The organism is Arcanobacterium bovis, assembly GCF_004331995.1.
Classification (GTDB): Bacteria; Actinomycetota; Actinomycetes; order Actinomycetales; family Actinomycetaceae; genus Arcanobacterium_A; species Arcanobacterium_A bovis.
The window spans coordinates 178,451-198,958 of sequence record NZ_SJDT01000001.1; the positions used below are offsets into that span (position 1 = coordinate 178,451).

At 51.0% G+C, this 20,508-nt stretch carries 17 protein-coding genes, 1 tRNA gene and 1 pseudogene; 3 read left to right on the forward strand and 16 right to left on the reverse strand.

The genetic code is table 11. The features are described from left to right. Positions 1-3: 3 nt before the first annotated feature. The gene (locus EZJ44_RS00820) at positions 4-765 is read right to left on the reverse strand and encodes an electron transfer flavoprotein subunit beta/FixA family protein (protein WP_131279170.1); all 762 of its coding nucleotides are present in this window, start codon (positions 763-765) and stop codon (positions 4-6) included. A gap of 158 nt (positions 766-923) precedes the next feature. Here EZJ44_RS00820 and EZJ44_RS00825 point away from each other — a divergent pair, with 158 nt between their 5' ends. After that, positions 924-1,565 carry a TetR/AcrR family transcriptional regulator gene (locus EZJ44_RS00825; RefSeq protein ID WP_131279172.1) on the forward strand — a complete coding sequence of 214 codons (642 nt, stop codon included), beginning with the start codon at positions 924-926 and terminating at the stop codon, positions 1,563-1,565. A gap of 8 nt (positions 1,566-1,573) precedes the next feature. Here EZJ44_RS00825 and EZJ44_RS00830 read toward each other — a convergent pair whose 3' ends face one another. The 11 genes and pseudogenes from EZJ44_RS00830 to EZJ44_RS00880 all read right to left on the reverse strand — a co-directional run bounded on the left by EZJ44_RS00830 (position 1,574) and on the right by EZJ44_RS00880 (position 13,662). Beyond that, positions 1,574-2,272 (reverse strand): MBL fold metallo-hydrolase, encoded by a 699-nt coding sequence (locus tag EZJ44_RS00830; protein ID WP_131279174.1) that lies wholly within the window; start codon positions 2,270-2,272, stop codon positions 1,574-1,576. 2 nt (positions 2,273-2,274) lie between these two features. Further along, positions 2,275-3,618: an MFS transporter gene (locus EZJ44_RS00835; RefSeq protein WP_131279176.1), complete on the reverse strand. Its 1,344-nt coding sequence runs from the start codon at positions 3,616-3,618 to the stop codon at positions 2,275-2,277. An 11-nt stretch (positions 3,619-3,629) separates the two neighbouring features. Further along, positions 3,630-4,505, reverse strand: coding sequence for a MaoC/PaaZ C-terminal domain-containing protein (locus EZJ44_RS00840; protein WP_131279178.1), 876 nt, complete (start codon positions 4,503-4,505; stop codon positions 3,630-3,632). A 16-nt stretch (positions 4,506-4,521) separates the two neighbouring features. Beyond that, positions 4,522-6,105: an AMP-binding protein gene (locus tag EZJ44_RS00845; RefSeq protein ID WP_131279180.1), complete on the reverse strand. Its 1,584-nt coding sequence runs from the start codon at positions 6,103-6,105 to the stop codon at positions 4,522-4,524. A gap of 17 nt (positions 6,106-6,122) precedes the next feature. After that, positions 6,123-7,267, reverse strand: a pseudogene (gene caiB, locus EZJ44_RS00850) (L-carnitine CoA-transferase). A gap of 76 nt (positions 7,268-7,343) precedes the next feature. Further along, the gene (caiA, locus tag EZJ44_RS00855; RefSeq protein ID WP_131279182.1) at positions 7,344-8,477 is read right to left on the reverse strand and encodes a crotonobetainyl-CoA dehydrogenase; all 1,134 of its coding nucleotides are present in this window, start codon (positions 8,475-8,477) and stop codon (positions 7,344-7,346) included. Positions 8,478-8,516: 39 nt separating this feature from the next. Beyond that, entirely contained in the window at positions 8,517-9,494 is a 978-nt protein-coding gene (locus tag EZJ44_RS00860) for an alpha/beta hydrolase fold domain-containing protein (protein ID WP_131279184.1), read from the reverse strand. Positions 9,495-9,499: 5 nt separating this feature from the next. Then, on the reverse strand, positions 9,500-10,816 hold the full coding sequence (locus tag EZJ44_RS00865) for an MFS transporter (RefSeq protein ID WP_131279186.1): 1,317 nt from the start codon (positions 10,814-10,816) through the stop codon (positions 9,500-9,502). A 599-nt stretch (positions 10,817-11,415) separates the two neighbouring features. Next, positions 11,416-12,396 (reverse strand): ribose-phosphate diphosphokinase, encoded by a 981-nt coding sequence (locus tag EZJ44_RS00870; protein WP_131279188.1) that lies wholly within the window; start codon positions 12,394-12,396, stop codon positions 11,416-11,418. Between the two features lie 75 nt (positions 12,397-12,471). Beyond that, positions 12,472-13,542: an NTP transferase domain-containing protein gene (locus EZJ44_RS00875; protein WP_241658539.1), complete on the reverse strand. Its 1,071-nt coding sequence runs from the start codon at positions 13,540-13,542 to the stop codon at positions 12,472-12,474. A gap of 49 nt (positions 13,543-13,591) precedes the next feature. Then, a tRNA-Gln gene (locus EZJ44_RS00880) sits at positions 13,592-13,662 on the reverse strand. Between the two features lie 183 nt (positions 13,663-13,845). On the opposite strand from EZJ44_RS00880, the gene EZJ44_RS00885 reads away from it, so the two are divergent. Beyond that, entirely contained in the window at positions 13,846-14,811 is a 966-nt protein-coding gene (locus EZJ44_RS00885; protein ID WP_241658540.1) for an ABC transporter ATP-binding protein, read from the forward strand. Between the two features lie 2 nt (positions 14,812-14,813). Beyond that, complete coding sequence (locus EZJ44_RS00890) at positions 14,814-16,031, forward strand: ABC transporter permease (RefSeq protein ID WP_131279190.1); 1,218 nt, start codon at positions 14,814-14,816, stop codon at positions 16,029-16,031. A 125-nt stretch (positions 16,032-16,156) separates the two neighbouring features. Here the strand turns inward: EZJ44_RS00890 and EZJ44_RS00895 are convergent, their stop codons facing one another. From EZJ44_RS00895 to EZJ44_RS00910, 4 genes are all read right to left on the reverse strand, one after another. After that, positions 16,157-16,387, reverse strand: coding sequence for a hypothetical protein (locus EZJ44_RS00895; RefSeq protein WP_131279192.1), 231 nt, complete (start codon positions 16,385-16,387; stop codon positions 16,157-16,159). Between the two features lie 61 nt (positions 16,388-16,448). Continuing rightward, positions 16,449-19,373 (reverse strand): DEAD/DEAH box helicase, encoded by a 2,925-nt coding sequence (locus EZJ44_RS00900; RefSeq protein ID WP_131279194.1) that lies wholly within the window; start codon positions 19,371-19,373, stop codon positions 16,449-16,451. Beyond that, positions 19,373-19,807 carry a (deoxy)nucleoside triphosphate pyrophosphohydrolase gene (locus EZJ44_RS00905; RefSeq protein ID WP_131279196.1) on the reverse strand — a complete coding sequence of 145 codons (435 nt, stop codon included), beginning with the start codon at positions 19,805-19,807 and terminating at the stop codon, positions 19,373-19,375. Before EZJ44_RS00905 ends, EZJ44_RS00900 begins: the two co-directional genes overlap by 1 nt. A 164-nt stretch (positions 19,808-19,971) precedes the next feature. Beyond that, the gene (locus tag EZJ44_RS00910) at positions 19,972-20,496 is read right to left on the reverse strand and encodes a MarR family winged helix-turn-helix transcriptional regulator (protein WP_131279198.1); all 525 of its coding nucleotides are present in this window, start codon (positions 20,494-20,496) and stop codon (positions 19,972-19,974) included. Between the last annotated feature and the right edge of the window lie 12 nt (positions 20,497-20,508).

Consider the following 20,508-nt stretch of genomic DNA (forward strand, 5'->3'; position numbering starts at 1 on the left):
CTCTTAAAGAATTCCGTCTGCACGCAAAGCTGCAACAGCATCGGCAACAGCAGTTTCGCCGGCAAAAATAATGCTCTTACGCTCTTTGAACTCCGGTTTAGCATGGGAAAGTACCGTCACTTTCGCCTCCGACAGATCGACGTCGGCCGCCGGAACTACCTCAACAGGTTTCTTTCCAGCTGCCAAGATTTCTTTCATCGACGGCACTTTGGGCGTCAAGGCATCAGATGCAGCCGAAACTACTACCGAGCCGGACACTTCGACGGTGCGAGTTCCGCCATTGACCTGCTGTACGAGCGTGTAGCCAGCATCGGTCTTGTCGATTGACACCACATCTTGGAAACATGCCCAGCCAAGGAAGCCCGCCACCAGCGCGGACATCATACGTGCACCTTCATCAACTGAGGAATCACCGGTAATCACAATGTCTGCATCTGCTACTCGCTCCACGAGGGCCGCCAATGCACGGGCGGTACGAGTGGAGTTCCACTCTGCCGTAGCGTCATCGGCAACCACTACACCCTTGTCGAATCCGCGTGACATCGCAGCTTTAGTGGCCTTCGATGTCGCCACTTCGGCGGTTCCCACGCTGATTCCGATCAGTTCCACGCCTTGCGCATCAGCAAGGTTACGTCCGAGCGAAATCGCTACCGGATCATACTCGCTCACGCCAGCCTTGGCTCGCGACCAATCCACCACGCCGTCTTGACCAACAGCAGCATCCTGCGGATTAGCTGCATATTTATACGCTACAATAACCGACATTTCATTCCTTTCATCAGTATTTCACCGGCGTCTCCCCTTTGGATGACGGCGATCAAATCCGTTTATTTTTCTAATGTGACCACGACTTTCGTCCGGTCACGATATGATTGAATTGTGATTCACTTGAATCAAGACTCGAATCGAAAGTAGGGATTTATATGAATCTCACCTCCGTGCCTTCACAGCATTTCCACCCACGCCGAGTGGAAACAGATAACAAGATTTTGGATGCCACACTGCGCTTGTATGGCGAATGCGGATGGTCGAGTTTCAACCTCACGAACGTGGTTGCCGAAGCCAAAATCGGCAAATCGGCATTGTACTCGCGCTGGCCCAGCAAAGATGTGCTCTTACCGGCAGCTTTCCTAAACAAGATTAGAGTGCCGGAAGTGAAACCTGTCGATGTGCGCACCATGCTGATCGACGAAGCCGAGTACCGCCTTAACCTGTACTTTGGCGAGTACGGTAAGGCTGTGCGGCGCGTACAAATCGACGCATTCTCATCACAAGCACCCGCCCTGGCTACAGTGAATGAATACTTATTCGGGCAGCGCAACCGCGCATTACGTGAGGAACTGTGGGAGTTGAAACTCAGCGGCAAGATTCCGACCGAGATATCAGCTACCCGATTGCTCGATGCCATCGCTGGTTCTGTGCTCATCCGCTCCATTGAACTGGCACAAGATAACGTAGAGTGTTTCATCGGGAAACTCCCCCGCTATGCTGCAGAAATCGTGGACGACCAACTAACTGTGTTGCACCACGATAGCCACGAGCGCATGCTACGAATCGTGTCATAATCATTCCATCATTCCTGCGGCAGTTTCACGGGCACACTCTGTTGCGGAGTATCGGATGCTTCGAGCCACTTGAGTTGATCCGATTGCTCGGACTTCACCAAAAGTGGATTGCGCCCAAACTCAGCCGCAAGAATTGTGCTTGGCCCGTGTCCTGGCAAAATATGAATGTTTGGGGCAAATCCAGCCAATCTGCTAAGGCTCTGGCGCATTTGGTGTATGTTGCCGGTGGCAAAATCGGTACGACCATACCCATAGGAGAAGAGCGTATCGCCTGTAAACATTCGATTCGCAGCTGGCTCCCAAAGACAGATCGAGCCCACCGTGTGCCCAGGTGTCTCGACGACGATCAGTTCGTCGTCGCCCAACGTGATCCGATCGCCGTCGTGCAACGCAACCTCCACGCCTTCAACGCGATAGTCACTACCTTCGTCGGCGAATCCTGAAACCCGTGGATCGGCCGCCCCCGCAATGTCCGCAGCTCCCATATACACCGGAGCACCCGTATCTTCTCGCAGCTGATTAACAGCACCAATATGGTCAGAATGACAGTGCGTGAGAATTATTCCCTGCACGTTCAATTCGGAAATAATCGCGCGCAACACCTGTGGTTCAGCTCCTGGATCGATGAGAAAAACGCCCTCACGATTGCTTAGCACATAGCAATTCGCTCGGTAATCTCCCACCGGCAGTGAAGATACGTCGAACATAACTACTTCTTCTTTCTTCCGGTAAAATCTGCTGCGGATGTCTCAGTGAGCGTTAGACCCTTGGTTTCTGGAGCCCACCCCATCGAAACGAGCAAGCCCAAGAGCGAAATCACGGCTCCTGCCAGCATCGTGGCCGAGAGTCCGTATTTTTCAAGCGCCGTTGGGAGCACGTAAATCGACACCACAGTTGCAACGCGCGAAAGAGACATAGCCACGCCCATCGCCGTCGCCCGCACACTCGTTGGGAAAAGCTCGTTTGGGTAGAGCCACTGGAGATTTCCTGGCCCACCGGAAGCAAGGGCATACATCACGAAGCACAAAATTACTCCCGCCATCGCTCCAGCAGGTAGGAAGCCGAGAATTGCCATGGTCAGCGTCATGATCACGAAGCTCCAAATCACCACTGGGCGGCGTCCCCAGTGCTCAGTGAGCAACATTGCAGGGATCGTGCCAAGCAAGAAGAACATGCCGATCACTATTTCACCGATAAATGCCGCTTTTCCGTCACCTAAACCAAATTGATTGATGATCTGCGGGCCATACGTGTAGATCGCGAACATCGGAATGGCTTGGCAAAGCCAAATCACCGCTACGAAGATAACTCGCCACAAATAGTTACGGCGGAAAATCGTAGAGAGCTTCGTTTTTTCGGCAACTTCATCGTCGATGATTACTGGGCGGCCAAATACTGAGCGCATGATCGCCTCAGCTTCCTCCGTACGCCCTTTGGAATGCAACCAACGTGGAGACTCTGGAATTGACCAGCGACCAAGCAAAATGATCACGCATGGAACGATCGAGCTCGCCAGCATCCAACGCCACCCATGAGCGAGATCAATCATGAAATAGCCAACGAGGTAAGCGACATTCGCACCCAGATACCACACCGCAGCAATACTTCCCATCGAAATTGCCCGATACCGGCGAGGTGTAAATTCGGCGATCATCGATGTGGCAATCGGATAATCGGCTCCGATTGCCACACCGATCAAGAATCTCAGCAAGAACACTTGAAATGGCGAAGTAAGAAAGAAACACAGCAAAGAGAGCAGCGCAATAGCCAATACATCGAGCACAAACATTTTCTTTCTGCCCAAAATATCGGTAATCCACCCACCTAAAAACGCACCCAAAAAGAGTCCGAGCAGTGCAGCAACACCGATAAGCCCACTCCAATGCGCGTCGATACGCAACTCTTTGCCCATGGGCACGAGCGCTACACCCACGATAGCCAGCACATATCCTTCAAGGAATGGCCCGCCACTCGAATATGCCGTGACTCGCTTCAAAAATCGTGTCATGGGCAAATCGTCTAGCTTTACTGGTCTTTCTACCTCGTTATTCATGAACGTTCTCCCTAGTCGAACTCAATAATTCCCCAGTTGAGGTGTGGCTTTGCTCCAGTTTCTTCCGCATCAGAGTCAACGAGCATGAAGCGCAATTCTCCCTCGCCCACTTTCCACAACTTGGTGGTCAGAGTGGTTCCGGGAAGAACTGGCGAGGTGATGCGAGTTTTAAAGCGCTTGATTCGCTCTGGCTCACCTGGCACAAAAGCATTGATCGCGTGGCGCATCACTACGCCAGCGTAGGAAATCGCATGCAAAATCGGCCGTGGCTGATCGTTTCCTGCTGCGTAATCCCAATCGATATGCTGTGGGTGGTAGTCTCCCGAAAGTCGGTAAATCAATGCCTGATTTTCCGGAATTCGCTCTGATACTTCCACGTCAGCAGGCCGTTCGGGCATATCGACGATATCCTTAGGCGGCTTTGGTCCGCCCCATCCGCCGTCGTAAATCAAACAATCCCACGACTCATTCGTAAATAGCAGATTGCCGTCTGAATCATAGGAATCGCCAATGTGCTGCGCTAATAGTCCACGTCCTTCGCCGCGATCATACAAACCTTCAAGCTTGACGTGAGTCTCGATATGATCGGCCATCTTCGTGATCGGTTGATGGAATTTGATATCAAATCCCCAGTGCAAAGATCCTGCATAGTTGTATCCGTAGTCGATAGTACGTGTGACGGCGGAGTCAACAATTAGCATCGCACCGTACATTGGGAGTACCTTGAGTTGCGGATTGCGCTCGTCGCCTTCGTTGAGGTATTCAAGACCGTCTTTTCCATCAATTCCCGCACCACAGCCGAGTGCGAAAAGCTCAAGATCGCGGAATGTGTAGTCGTGTGGGAACGGTCCAAAAGTCTGTCCCACCATTTCAGTGTTGATAGCCATTGTTTTCCTTTCGTAGTTATTTCAATAGTTTCCGTTGAACTTTCCCGTACTGACCGCGCGGGAGTTCATCAACAAAAGTGACCACCGTTGGCACTTTGAAGTACGAGAGTTGCTTGCTAGCAAACTCGATCACATCTTGGCTGCTGAGCATTGCATCGGCGTCTTTGACCACCACTGCTTTCACAGCTTCATCGCGGATCGGATCGGGGACGCCGACCACACACACTTCGTTCACACCCGGGCACTGTGCCAGCACCCGTTCTACTTCCAAAGCAGAAATGTTCTCACCAGCGCGTTTGATAAGTTCAGAGCGGCGCCCGAGGTAATAGAACCAGCCACGCGAATCAACGCGAGCCAAATCCCCAGAGTTATACCAGCAATCCGCCATCACTTGTGCGGTTGCCCGCGGATCGTTCCAGTATCCAGCCATGAGCGTCTTTCCTGGTTCGCCATGAATCCACAGCGTGCCGCATTCCCCCTCGGGCACAGCCACACCGGAGTCGTTGCGAATCTCGACTTGGTATCCAGGGCCAGGTTTCCCAATTGACGGCCAATTCCGATCACCTTGCGGATAATCGGTAATCACACCAACGAGCGACTCAGTAGAGCCGTAATTGTTGAGAAGCTGCACACCAAAGCGCTGTTCAAACGCCGTTTTTTCGTGATCTTGCAACGGGAGGAAATAGTGGACTTCACGCACGCAGTGCATGCTTTCGTCCTTGTCCAATGGCTGGCGCAACATGGTTCGCACCATCATTGCCATTGACTGAACCAATGTTGCACGATGCCTGCGCACGCTACCCCAGAACGACTTCGCTGAATACCGTTTGATTAGCACGAGTGTGCAACCTGCGGTAATTACCGGAAGCAATGCCGAGAGCTGGAAATTCACATGTGATACAGCCATAGCCGTTGCATATCTATCCCTGCTCGTCATCGCCAATTCCCAATTGACGTACCGCCCTGAGAATACATAGTTGTGCTGCGTGAGCATTACACCTTTTGGTTCGGACGTCGTCCCCGACGTCATCATGATTTCGGCTAGTTCCTCATGGGCAGGAACACTCTCCAGCTCACCAACCGCAGATTCCATCCCCAAAGGTGACGACGCCGTCGTGCCCTTATCTTGGTACGTTTCGGGTGCGGCATAAACATCACCTTGCTCGTCGACACTGAGCAGAAGAGCTCGCTCCAAACAGCTGTGCAGCACAGGGAAATCACTGCTCATATCGCCTAAAGCTTGTTTGAGCTCAGCGATAGTAACCAACAATTTCGGGCGTGTAAGCTCCACACAGTGCGCAAGCTCTGCCGCTGAGGACGTCTCATTCATGGGCACCAGGACGGCGCCAATTTTGCCAAGCGCGAGGTGCATTGCCACAAACTCCACCGAGTTTCCTAGCAATACGAGCACACGATCGGCAAAATTGACACCGCATTTCCTGAGTGTGTGGCTAAGTCGGCTGGTTATGACGTCAAATTGTGCATAGGTATACGTGAGAACTTGGCCGGTATCTGGATCCTCGAAAACGAGGAATTCCTTCCCGGAGTAGCTGGCACACTGGTGCGCCCACACCTCACGCATCGTCATATTTTCAGTCATAATCACACCTAAAGCACTCAGTTCTCGTTAGTTTTAACGGTTCCTTCGGCAATGAGCTTGTCGATCTCGTCAATCGGCAATCCTGCCCGCATGAGCACGTCACGTGTGTCTTGCCCTAGCTGAGGCATGGGACGCCAGAATCCACCTGGATTGCGAGAGAACTTCGGGAAAGTGTTCAACCCTTTGACAGGCGTGCCGTCCTCCTTCAGCCATTCGATGTAGCATTCGCGTTGTTTCACGTGGTCAGCTGCGAGGATATCGTCGAACTCATTCACTACCTGCGCGGCAATACGATGGTCAACAAAATCGCGCTGAACGTCAAATTTGGATCTTTCTTTGAGGTATGCTTCTAGCTTTTCCTCAATAAGCTGCGCCTTTGGACCATCTAGCCACAAGGCCGAGGTGTCTTCTGGATACTCTTCCGTACCCCACAGCTCACCCAAGCCAATTTGCTCAAGCAAATACTTGTTTTGAGGTACTCCGTAGAGGCACAGCCCGATGAATCCATCTTTACACTCGTAGATCCCGATGCCGCACAAATTCTGGTGACGTACACCCGGCCGCGGATAACGCTTCCCCTCATTGAGATAGTCCATCATGTAATAGGTGCCCACTCGCAAGAGTGTTTCATACATGGCTAAATCGATGCTCTCACCTTCACCCGTCTTCTCAGCGCGGTGCAAAGCCGCGAGCGCCGACGATACGATCATCAAAGAGTTGATGTAATCGCCGAGGTAAGGAGAGATATTCGTAGGCTGTTCTGGCGTACCGTTTTGGGCAATAATTCCGGCATATGCCGCTACGGTAAGATCATATGCAGCGGAATTGATTTGGACGTCGTCGCCCCACTGCCCGAAACCAGACACGTGCACAATGACGAGCTTAGGATTGATTTCCACAGGTACTCATCGGTGATGCCTTTGCGCGCATATACAGGGCCTTTAGAAGATTCGATGAAGATATCGGCGTCTTTGACCAATGCACGCAACACTTCTTTACCGTCGTCGGTAAATGGATTGAGGGAAATCGAACGCATATTGCGCCGTTCCATCTCCTTGGTCCAGGTGGTATCGCGCATGGAGTCTCCGGTCCACACGTTTTCCACCCAAGTGACATCGGCACCCCATTCAGCCATAAGCGCCGCAGCCGTAGGAGCAGCAATTTCAACTGCAGAATACACAACCTTGACGTCGTCAAGTACGCCAAAGGATGGTTTGTTCATTTCCATGTTTCACTCCTTATCGGTAATCACGCAGTGCAGCGCGTCCGGCGGTGAGGATCATCATTTCGTCCGTTCCACCAGATACACGGTCTACACGCAGGTCGCGGAAGAAGCGCTGGACGCGGTGTTCGCCAGTAATTCCGACGCCGGAAAGTACCTGTAGCGCGTCGTCCACCACTGCAAATGCGGCATTTGCACAGTAGTACTTCGCCATTGAGCAGTCACCACGGCCGAGCTCACCGTTTTCGTGCTTCCACGCAATTTCGTAGAGCATATTGCGCATATTGGTGAGGCGAATCTTCATCTCAGCAAATTTGAGCTGAATGAGCTGGTAACGGGCGATAGCCTCGCCACCTTGCACGCGCAAGTTTGCATATCGAGCTGCATCTTCGAAAGCGCAGTATGCCTGACCATAGTTTGTGAGAGCCACCAAGAAACGCTCTAGGTCGAAGTCTTCGACGCCTCGGCGGAAAGCGTTTCCTTCAGTGCCGAAGAAGTCTTTTTCTTCGAGTTCCACGTTATTGAAGTACACCTCGGCGCATGAATCCATGCGCAGACCAAGCTTATGCAGAGGCTCGCGGGTAATACCCTCTTTGCTCATGTCCACGAAGAATTCAGAGTAGACGTCCATATTGTCGGCGTCGCGAGCCATTACCACAAGGTAAGGAACTTTCATGGCGGAGGTTTGGAAGGTCTTGTGTCCGTTGAGAATGATCTTTCCGTCCACACGACGGTAGGTGGTGCGCATGTCTGACCACGATGAACCAGCGCTCGGCTCGGTCATGGCATAGTTGAGCACCTGCTTTCCAGTGCCGAGGTAGGAGAAAATAGCATCTTGCTGTTCCTTGCTACCTTCGCGTAGCACAGTTCCCAATCCTGGGAGCTGGTAAAGCACATAGGTTGGGGCACCGGCGCGACCAAGTGCTTCGTAGACGGCGGTCAACGAGATCCAGCCTTGCTCGAAGCCATCGAGTTCTTCCGGGAGAAGGATTCGATCAAATCCCAGTTCACAGATCGCCTTTACCCATTTTTCCGGATACTCAGAATTTTCTTCACACTCGCGGAAATAGTTCTCCCAGTTCTCTGTTTCCATGAGCTCAGTGAAACCTTCCACCATGAGCTGCTGTTCTTCATTCAACGAAAAATCCATAATCGTTCTCTTTCTTTAACTATTCCAATTAGTGTTTTGTTATTTTGTAGCAGTATGACGCCGCTGGAAACGGGCCGCATGCGCGAGCGCTTCGGTAGCAGCATCAACCATTTTCGAGTAGTGCAAAAAGGCGTGGATCACGCCAGGTACGACGTCGAATTTCACCAGTTTGTTATTGGCTTCCAGCATCGCCACTAGGGCTTTTGAATCGTCAATGAGCGGATCCAGTTCAGCTGCCATCACATATGCGGGCGGCATTGCTTGAGCCATATCGTTGCTCAGCAAGTCGATATACGGTTTCCCATACTCATGTTCGCCAGCAATCGCCAGATTCTTGTAGTACTGGAAATCTTCACGCGTGAGTCCATCCCACCAGCCTCCCATGAGGCGTGCCGAAGCCGAGTCTTGTAGCCCATACCAACCGTAAAACAGCAGGAGAGAACGGATACCCGAAACGTCTACACCGGCGTCGCGCAGCATGAAATAGCTCGCTAACGCGATATGCGCTCCACCCGAATCTCCAGCTAGAGAGATATCTGTGCTACACAGGTTCCACTGTTGCGCATTGGCTTGAAGGAAACGAATAACATCTACAGTCTCCTCAACAGGCTGCGGATACTTGGCTTCGGGAGCCAAAGTGTAATCCACAGATGCGAGTACCGCACCGGATTCCTTCGCCAAAATGCGCGTCATTCGGTCATGAGTGTCAGGGTTTCCCAGTACCCACCCACCACCGTGCGTGAACACGATCAATGGTTGTGGCTGCACACGAGCTGTGGCAGTTGGGAAATAGAGGCGGACCGGAATCTCGCCATGCCGAGTCGGAATCACAGTATTGACTGTGCGTTCCATCTCCGGCCCGCCTTCATTCCAAAACACGCGTTCTTGACAATAGGCAGCGCGCAGCTCTTCGTAGCTTTGATCCGTTGAGTATGCTCCTTCAGAATTCTGTTGGGCAGTTTTCACAGCTTCGTTGATCTGGCTCGTCCACAGTTTCGGAACGTCGAGTTTGTTCATAATAGTTACTCTCCAGCGATTGCTTCTGCCTGCACTGCAGCTTCTTCAGCTTCGAGCTTCTTTGCATTTCGCTTAACGTATACAAGCAAAGCCAATGCAAGTACGCCAGCCATAGCAGCTGATCCAGCAAGGATCATGAAGATTTGTGGGTAGGCATCTTTTCCGCTTGCGTCGATCATCGATCCGAACCACGTGGAGGAGAAAGTATCTGGCAAGAAGCCCACAACCGAGAGGATTCCAGTAGCGGAGCCGAACACGGACAGCGGCACTTTACCTTCGGTAAGCTGCGATGACACGATTCCAAACACGCCGTTTGCGAGGAAGCCAAGTAGTACTACAACCACTGCTGCGAGGATCGCCATTGCCGACGTCGTCGGAAGCACAGTGAAAGCCATGATGAGGCCCGCCGTCACGATTGATCCCACGGCGATTACCTTCGACGGCGATCCCACGGCCTTCGCTACGAAACCAAAAACTGGTCCCGACAGCAACGTGACACCATAGGTACGTAGCACTGATACGAAAGTGACCACACCGAGCGAGGCTCCCATTACATCGGAAAGGTAAGGCGTGGTGTAGTTGACTCCGGTGTAGTAGAAGTACACGAAGAACATGCAGCCCGCTGAAAGCCATACGACGGGGTTACGCAATGCCAGAAGTGCAGATTTAAGGTTGAATGCCGATTCTCCGGTGGCAATTTCACCTTCGAATTTAGGGATAAAGAAGTAGGAGAGCACTCCCAAGATAAGAATGAGGGTGGCAAGTACGCCGATCATGAACTGTACGCCAAATCCGATGTTATCTACCCAGATTTTTACGACGGCGATCTGGAGGAATCCGATTGCAAGGCCAGCTGCGCCATAGATTCCGTAGGAAATTCCGATATTTCGTGAATAGGATTCTTCTTCCGAAATGAGACGCACGAGCTTAAAGCGGATGCCCCACCAGATCAAGATAGTGGTGATGCCCATGCCCACGAATACAAACATAAGCGTGGTGATGCTGGGTAGCATTGCATAAACGTAGGTCAATACGGCTGTGGTTGTAAAACCAACCCAAGCGAGCGTGCGAACGCGTACCTTATCTGCAACCACGCCAGAGGGCAGGTAGCAGATGGTGGCGGTGAGTGCGTAGGCAGAGAGCATCATGCCCAGATCAGCATTGCTCGCATCGAGCGAACGCATGAGCGGGTCGTAAAACACATTCTTGAGGTATGCAGGCGAATAGATAATCGAGCTTCCCATCGACACGAGGATCAAGAGGAAGATCCGGTGTCCGTTGCTCAGATCGCTAGGTTTAACCTCACGACGCAATGAAATCATACTGGTGCCTTTCTCGGCAGGTGAAAGAGATGATTGTTTGCTGCCACAATGAAGGAAGGTATAGCTGTGCATACAGCTATACCTAGGGATTCCTTGGAAAATAGACAGCGCAAATAACCACTCGAAATTGACGTGGAGATTGTGAAAAAGTTCGGACGGTTTCCGTCCGTTTTCAACTTCGGAGCCTGCGTTTTCCCGCTCAATCGGCGGTGAAAACCACCCGAAACCAAATTCCATCCTTGGATATTGTTCGGTGGCATAAGAGTATGCCAGCTCACATCGATACCGTAACACAGGCAAAATGTTGGGGTTAGGACCTTTGGGACCAACTGGCGAAATATTCAACAAAACTGCACGTAAATAGCCTCAGCTAATAACCTGCAAATACTTGACGGCAATGATCCCAGCACATTGCGTGGTGTAATAAGCGGAGGGGTTGCTACGTACATGTCAGTACGTAGCAACCCCTCCGCTACACCAAGAACTTTATGAGCAACGCTCGCAAGCGGTTTATTAGATCAGCCGAATAAAGCTGTTATCCGAGCCTTCGGGAAAATCCTCTCAGTTCGCCCGAGCTGATTTACCACTGCACCATTGCATCAGAACGCGCCGTCGAAAAGCGAGGTTACCGAGCCGTCGTTGAAGACTTCCTCAATAGCATTGGCCAGCACCGGCGCAATCGGCAAAATCGTAAGTTGCGGGAAGCGCTTTTCTGGGCCGATTGGGAGTGTATCGGTTACGATAAGTTCCCGCAAACCGCACTCTGCCAGGCGCTGAGCAGCAGGATCAGAAAGCACACCGTGAGTGGCAGCTACAATAACATCCTTGGCACCGGCGTCGAGAACCACGCGCACCGCACCAGAAATCGTACCTGCGGTATCGATCAGATCGTCAACGATCACCGCCGTCTTACCTGCCACATCACCTACAACGCGATTTGCCACGGCCTTGTTGGGCTGCGAAATATCGCGTGTCTTGTGAACGAACGCAAGTGGCACGCCACCGAGGCGCTCGCCCCACTGTTCGGCCACCTTAATACGCCCAGCATCAGGGGAAACAAGCACCGTATTATTCACATCAATACGAGTACGCACATATTCAACGAGAGTTGGCATCGCCCACAGGTGGTCAACCGGACCGTCAAAGAAACCCTGCGTCTGCGAAGCGTGCAAATCAACCGACATGATTCGATCCGCACCCGCCGTCTTAAATAAATCGGACATCAGACGTGCCGAAATAGGTTCACGACCCTTGTGTTTCTTGTCCTGACGCGCATACGGATACGAGGGCAGCACCACGGTGATACGCTTTGCCGATGCACGCTTGGCAGCGTCACACATGATGAGCGCTTCCATGATCCACTTATTCACCGGATGGGTAATGGACTGCATGATGAACACGTCGGTGCCACGCACGGATTCGTCAAATCGCACATACGTTTCTGAATTAGCGAACTCGTATGCCGTTACCGGCACGAGATCGATCCCCAGTTCATCCGCGACTGCCTTCGCGAGTTCTGGATGTGCTCGCCCAGAGGCTAAAACAAGGTGCTTTTCACCGCTGGTGTGAATTCCCGTCATCGTGCGTCCCATTCCTTTGTGCTTGGTGATTCAAGGGTTACTCACTCGAATGCCGCACGAAGCGGCGTTTCAAGCCTACTCCGTTTTATTAACCGTGACTGTAAATGCCGCCAGTTGTTTGTCCGCTGGAACTTCAGTTCCAACAAGTACTGAGTGTGGCACCACTGCTCGCTGGCCCACATGCACATCGCGTAGTTCGGTATTTGGTCCGACGACGGCGAAGGCACCGATATGCGTATTGCCCCGTAGAATTGTGCCCGGTTCGATCACAGCGTCTGGTTCGAGCGTTACGTCCACATCAATCGTTGTGGTGAGTGGATCGATAATGGCGACGCCGCTACGCATCCACGCTTCCAAGGTACGTCTGTTCTTTTCGGTGCGGAGCGTTGCCAGTTGCACAAGATCGTTAACGCCTTCGGCCTGAATTGAATCGGCCAACACATAGGAGCCAACTCCCGCTTCAAGCGAGGCTGCCCGCGCGATTACGTCCGTGAGGTACATTTCGCCTTGGGCGTTGTCCGTTCCCAAAGTTTCGAGAGATTCGCGCAAAAACTGCGCATCGAAAATATACGTTGAAGTACCGATTTCGTCGATTTGCCGTTCTAAATCAGAAGCGTCTTTTTCCTCAACAATGCCAATAATGCTTCCGGTAGCAGCCGGCGTACCTGCTACTTCGGTAGAGCCAGGTGTTGCAGCTCGGAGAATGCGTCCATACCCACGTGGATCTGCAACTTTAGTGGACAGCACAGTTACGGCGTTACCATCGTGCGCAGCGAGCAGATCAGCCAGAGCCTGCGGAGTAAACATTGGCGAATCGCCTGCTAGGACAAGTACAGGACCTTCAAGATCGGCTGGCAAAACCTGCATTCCACACCAAGCGGCACGACCCGTACCTTTAATATCATCTTGGTCGGCGATGAGAGCCTGCGGGTTGATAGCTTCGAGGTGACGCACAACTTGTTCTCGCTCGTGACGCACAACAAAAACAGTGAATTGTGGTTCGAGTGCAGATACGGCGTCGTTCGCGTGACCCACTAAGGTGCGACCACACATTTCGAGCAAAACTTTCGGGGTTTGCGACTTGATACGGGTGCCTTTACCAGCTGCAAGGATTATCGCAGCAGCTAAACCATTACCCTGAGTCACGTTTCCTCCTGGTTTTCGTTGCCAAACACCCTGCACACAGGCATTTTCGCTCCGCCACTAGGATTCGAACCTAGACTAAGGGTTCCAAAGACCCGTGTGCTGCCTTTACACCATGGCGGATTACGCAATTAATTGTGCCAGTTTAGGCACATTGATTTCCAATCAGATTCTAAATTGTGGGATGCGAAACGTTCACGAAGTGTTAACCTTTGCGGCATAGTGTCCGAAATGTACGTTCCACCATCTCGAATCTGCGATATGCTTGAAATGGTATATACAATCACTACTGCTAAAGGAGCAACGTTGACTATACAAATCAACGATTTGCACAAGGCATTCGGCTCAACTAAAGCACTCAACGGAATGACGTTCTCGGTTAAACCGAGCGAACTTTTCGGTTTTGTGGGTTCGAATGGCGCAGGCAAAACCACCACCATGCGCATCATTCTCGGAGTGCTGCAAAGCGACTCAGGAGAAGTGCTGCTTAACGGCAATCCCCTGACCTTCGCAGATCGCCAACACTTCGGTTATATGCCTGAAGAACGCGGCCTTTACCCGCGCATGAAGGTGGGCGAACAGCTCGAATACCTTGCTATTTTGCAAGGCCTGAGCCCTGCCGATGCTCATAAAGCGATGGAGTACTGGACGGAACGCCTTGGGGTTGCGGCTCGGCGCAAGGATCAGGTGCAGGCGCTATCTCTCGGCAACCAGCAGCGTGTACAGCTCGCGGCAGCATTGATTCACAATCCGCAGTTCTTGGTGCTCGACGAGCCTTTCTCTGGTCTTGATCCTCTGGCAGTGAACGCGATGAGCGAGGTACTGAAAGAAAAAATTGCCGACGGCGCCACCGTCGTCTTCTCCTCTCATCAGCTTGACCTCGTGGAACGTTTGTGCGACCGCGTGGGCATCTGCTCGCAGGGACGTATCGTTTCCGAGGGCGCGATTGACGAGCTCCGTCGCACCGACCAGCGTCTTTACACCATTTCTTCCGACGCCGACGCCGGAGTTCTTCAGCAGGCTTTGCTTCCGCTGGGGGTTACCGTACAGACATTGACGAATGACACCTTGCGGGTTTCCTTGCCTCAGGGTGTGGACGATCAAACAGTTCTTCGGGCAGCACTTGAGCTTGCGCCAGTGCGCGAGTTCTCAGTGTATCGCCCACACTTGAATGAACTGTTTTCGAACGTTGTGAACGTTCCTAACGCTCCGGAGTATGTGGAAGAACCGAAGAAGAAACGTGGTCTCGCTGCGCTGGTAGGGAAGAAGTGAAGATGCTAAAGCACATTATCAAACGTGAATTCAGAGTACTTGTCGGGGCAAAAGCGCAGATCATCGGCACCATTGTTACGGTGGTTATCATTTTGGCTGCCGGCATTGTGGGCAGCATCGTCAAGGATAAATTCCAAAATGAGGCCGCCAATACAAATTCTTCGGTGACGTTCACTGTTGCTGTAACTGAGCAGATGGAAGCATATCAAGGCGCGCTGGAAGGCACAGGCGCTGTGAAGGTGGAAGCTGTGAAGGCGGATCAAGCCAAGGAATGGCTCAAAAAGCAGGTAGATTCCAAATCTGCTCCTACCAGCGCAGTGCTCGCCGGCACGCCTGCTGAACCTGAAATTATTCAAAGCAAAGACCAAGATAAAGCGAGCAATCAAGCGATTGCACAACTGATTTCGCAGGTAGCGGTACTTAAAGCTGCCGATCGCACTGCTGGCCCACTTTCGGTTGATGCACAAGAGCAGATCAGCAAGGCTTTTACCCCTAAGATCACCACTATTGAGGGTGAGAAAAAGAACCTCGTTGAGAGCAATCCTGCTGGCTACGTCACTGGTTTGGCTACGCAAATGCTGTTGTTCTTCGCTGTAATGATGGGATTGTCGACGATCAGTATCGGCATTGTGGAAGAGAAATCTTCGCGAGTGGTTGAGATTTTGCTATCTGCCGTGCGCCCGCGCACGCTACTCCTAGGTAAGATTTTGGGAATTGGTTCCTTCATTCTGGTGCAGATGGCGATATACCTTGCCGCTGTTGTAGTTTCCCTCAATATCGCAGGAATGTGGACGAGCATCAACATTGGTGCAGCGATTGGCTGGCTTTTCGTGTGGCTAATCATTGGCTTCTTCACGTTTACCACCATCGCTGGCGCGCTAGCGTCTACCGTTTCTCGCCAAGAGGATTTGGGGGCAATTACTGGGCCGTTCACATTCTTCATGCTGGTGCCGTTCTACCTTGGAATCTTCCTTGTTCCAGCACAGCCAAGCTCCCTGCTCACGCAGGTGCTCTCCTTTATTCCTGGATTCAGCCCGTTCATTATGCCAATCCGCCAAGCCTATGGCGTGGTAGGAACCGGCGAGGCCTTGGCTGCGGCTGCGGTCGGACTCGTGGCAGTGTACCTGCTCTCGCTGCTGGCAGGGCGGATTTACTCGAATTCCATACTCCACATGGGCAAGCGCCTCAAACTCAGCGAAGCCTTGCGCGGCAAGAAGTAAGACTCCGGCGAAGCTGGCTAGTGGGGGGGCTCTCAGATTTATGCAAATCTGAGAGCCCTTCGCTTAGCTGGTTATTCGTGATTGCTCAGAATGGTTATTGCTTGTTGAGCGTTCCTTAACACAACTCAATTGAGCACGGCACGATCCCATAACTGCGTTTCGGCCACGTAATCAGCCATCACTTGATCCGAACTTGCTTGAACTTTGTTGACCATATCCTCAACGACAAGCTTCCTGCGATAGTCCGCCACCAAGTTCTCAAGGAACTGGTTGATTGTTAACCCGGCGTCTTGGGAAAGGATCCGCAACTCGTCCCACAACTCGGGAGCGATCTCTACGGTAGTCATATCAGCCATATCGAAAGTATACCTATGTTCGATCTATTGTTTCCCAGACACTTTGAGAAACTACCTGCCGTCAAATCACGGAAGAAGAAGTGAAATCGACCGTTGTGGCCGACATATTCAAGTAGTCATAAAGTTGTAAATCTACTGGTGATTCAAGACGCAGATCCATCGCAACAACGGGAATTTGTTCGTTACGGTCATTTACCATTGTCCGTTGTTCTTCATTGCTTGGAGCTACTTTACCTAAGTAATAGAAATTATTCCCTTCGGCGTCATCCTTTTTGACAAACAGACGCATATCATATTCGCGACTGAGGATACGGCGTACTTCGGCCGAAGCTAATGTACGTTTCGACCGTGTAAACCATGACATCGTTTGTACATCAATAAATTGGTCCTCGTAATTAACTGAGCCTGCGATGTCATCGGCCTTGTGGTAGGTGACGAAAATAGGACACGTCATCGAGACTTGGTCCACTTTATACCCATATACCGTTGATTCTTGATTACTCTCAAAATTCAGCATCCGACACACTTCACGACGTGAGTACATGTTTCCAACCTTCATTTCAGCCGACCATGACTCCCGAGTCCTAGCAATCAGCTCACCGGTCTCAATTACATCGTGTACGTGTGCGCTGAAAGTCTGATCTTGTAACTCACGTGCAAAATCTGGACCGATCCGGTAACGATCGCCGTCACGCACGATAAGTCCGTGTTCACCGAAACGTCCTTTCTTATAAAATTCAAAAGAAAGAACACGTTCAACGGACGACAATGTCGCGTCCGTAGTACCAGAAACTTCTTCATCAATGAGAACGCGAATGAATTCTGTTTCAGATAAACTCCTTCGATTAATTAGTTCACGCAACAACAATAATTCGTGTGGGCGCTTACCCGGCAATAACTCAGAGCTTAAAAAATTCAAGAACTTTCGTTGAGCGTCACTAGGACCAGCATCGACAAATTTCGCCTTGTGTAACAGATCCCAGTAGTTGCGGTTATCTTTATTTGCAAGCAAAACTGGATCAGCCGTGTCTGACTCAAGAAAATCTTTCAGCTTCGGAATTCTCCCTAACCGATTAAATAAGAGGGAAATATCTGCTTTCAGTTGTCCTAAAGAATCAATCGTTACTTGTGCTAACGAATCCAAAATTCTCTGTTGCGAAATTTCATCAAAACTTATCGACGAAAGCCCCGAAATCGTTTTTCCTGTTCCTCCAGTGCGGATTGACCGCCGAATACTATCCTTATCGCGCGAGTGATTACCAAAAAGAGCAACTGGAATGAGGTAGTTGTTTTTATAGTCTCCAATGAAATCGATAACCCGCAAATGGTCCTTGCCTGCATTTTTACGTAGCCCTCGCCCAAGCTGCTGAGTGAAAACAATCGCCGACTGAGTATTGCGAAGTAAAACTACTTGGTTAACAGCAGGAATATCGATTCCTTCATTGAAAATATCGACAGTAAGTAAATAGTCGAGCTCACCCCGTTCAAGTTGTTCAACTGCCCGTTCACGCTCTTCTATTGGGGTATTTCCCGAAAGTGCCTTGGTGCGCAAACATTTTCCATGAACAGTCTTTGTATTGAGAATCCGTGATAGTTCAGCAGCTTCCTCATTACGCGAGCAAAACATCAGCCCCTTGACATCTCGAGTGAACCCATAACATTCGAGCATTTCCACAATATATTTTACCCGCTCAGGTAGCAGAAGCTTGCCTAAGCTAGCCGTCTCATCTACGGTGGTGTTATTTGCATCCACATAGTCGGTGACGCCGTAATAATGGAAAGGCACTAGCATTTTTGCTTCGAGAGCTGCTTTAAGTCGAATCTCGTATGCGATGTTGTGATCAAAGAGCTCAAAGATGTTGAATCCGTCGGTGCGCTCCGGCGTTGCAGTCAAACCAAGGAGCAAATTTGGCTCAAAATGGTCAATTACACGAGTATACGAATCTGCTGCTGCACGATGGACTTCATCGATCACGATGAAATCGAAAGCACGATGGTCGATATTCCGAAGCGTCTCCTCGCGAGCCAACGACTGAATAGTTGCGAATACATATCGAGCATTAATGTCACGCTTTCCTCCAGCAAAGAGACCATACTCGGCGTCATCACCGCCTAAAACACGCTGAAACTCTTGGCACGCCTTCGCCAAGATCTGTTCACGATGCACGATAAACAACATCCGCTTAGGTTTCGCTTGACGAACGGCTAGGGCAGCCAAAATAGTTTTTCCCGTTCCTGTGGCGGAAATAATCAATGCACGCTGAGCACCGTCGTCATAGATCACCCGTAAGCGTTCAAGAGCTTCTGCCTGCATATCGTTAGGCACGATTTTTCCGTCAAGAAGCACTGTGTTATCCGCATCAGGTAACACCACAATTTTTGCGTTCTTACGTCGGAGTTCATAATCGCGAATCCACGGATAATTCAGCTCTATTGCTTCGCTTTGCTGGCGTTTTACCACTTCTTCAAGTTCGTCAACAATATGCCCATCGGGAGCAGCCGAAAACTTCAAATTCCATTCGTGGTTAACTGTAAGAGCTCTGTCTGTCAGATTCGAGGAACCAACAATCGCGGTAACTGAATCCTTCCGGTAGAAGATATAGCCTTTGGCATGGAACCCAATATCGGAATCATCGTGTACGAAAACCCGAAACTTCTTGTTATTCTGCGAAAGGTTCAAGAGTTCTTCAAATACCTTAGGTTCGTTAAACCCTAAGTAAGTTGAGGTGATAAAAGTTCCTTCGCCATCAAAATCAAGGAGAACTTGCTTGAGCATCGCGAGCGCAGATGATGTCAGAAAAGCCACCGAGAATGTAAAACGCTGTGCATGTTTAAGCTCTCCACTGATCGCTTGCAGCATCGATAACTCATCGCTGTTCCAGATTAAGGCGGGATTAAATATCTCTTCCGAGTAAGGTGCGCGTCGATCAAGAAAACCAAAGGCGACGGATTCTTTTAACGCTTGAATAACCGATGAGTTCTCCATCAACGATCCTTACACTTTCCCAATAACTCTCGCAGGCGCCCAATAACTGGAACGTCTGCAGGAGCCCAAGTAACATCATTGAGTTCAGACGGCGCAAGCCACCGAACATCGGAATGCTCCGTTAGTGTAGGTTCTGCCCCAGTTAGCTCACAAAAATACGTATCTAGATGAACAGTGCCGAATTCATAATCGTGGTGAACAAGCAATACCTGATCTCCCACGATAACGTCCGTCTGCAGCTCTTCCTTAAGCTCCCGAGTTAGCGCCTGTTGCGGCGTCTCACCTTCTTCAATTTTGCCACCTGGGAATTCCCAAAAACCAGCGAGCGATCTCCCCGGCCCTCGTTGTGCGGCAAAAATCTTGCCATTACGCATCAGCACGGCACCCACAACGAAAATGTTTTTCTTCGGCGTCTCGTACGCGGTTTTATCCATACATCCAGGATAGCAGTCTTGACTGATTACAAGGATTCGGCCAACACGTCCCACTGGCAACTAACAACTAGCTAAATTGTCAGCCACCTGCCAAGTCCTGCAAACAACTCACCAGCAGCTCACCAAACAACCAGTCAAACCAAACAACCGCTCAACCAGCTATTTTAGCGCTTTTCTCCAGAGTCCATCCGCTCCAAGATCGTGCGCAGCACGCTCACCGCTTCATCGCGCTGGCTACCCGCAATACCTTCCAGTAACTGATGCTCCACAATAAGCAAGGCTTCCATGGCGCCGTCTACCGCCTCAATACCGCGCTCAGTAGCCACAACGTACACCACCCGCTTGTCGGCAGGATCAGACATCCGCTTCACGAAACCATGATCAACCATCCGATCAATACGGTTGGTAATCGTACCTGAGGAAACCAGCGTTTCCTGCATAAGCTGGCCTGCCGTGAGCTGGAAAGGCTCCCCCTGCCTACGCAGCGCCGAGAGCATCTCAAATTCCCAGGTTTCCAAGCCAAAATCGGCAAAAGTGGCACGCCGAAGCCGATCTAAATGCCGCCCCAGCCGCAATAATCGCGAAAACAGCGCCAAGGGTTGAGCGTCAAAATCTGGCCGCTGACCTTGCCAAGCAGCAACAATATGATCTACTTCGTCGGAAGCGGGTAAGTGTTGTTCGGGGTTCACACTCTCAACTTT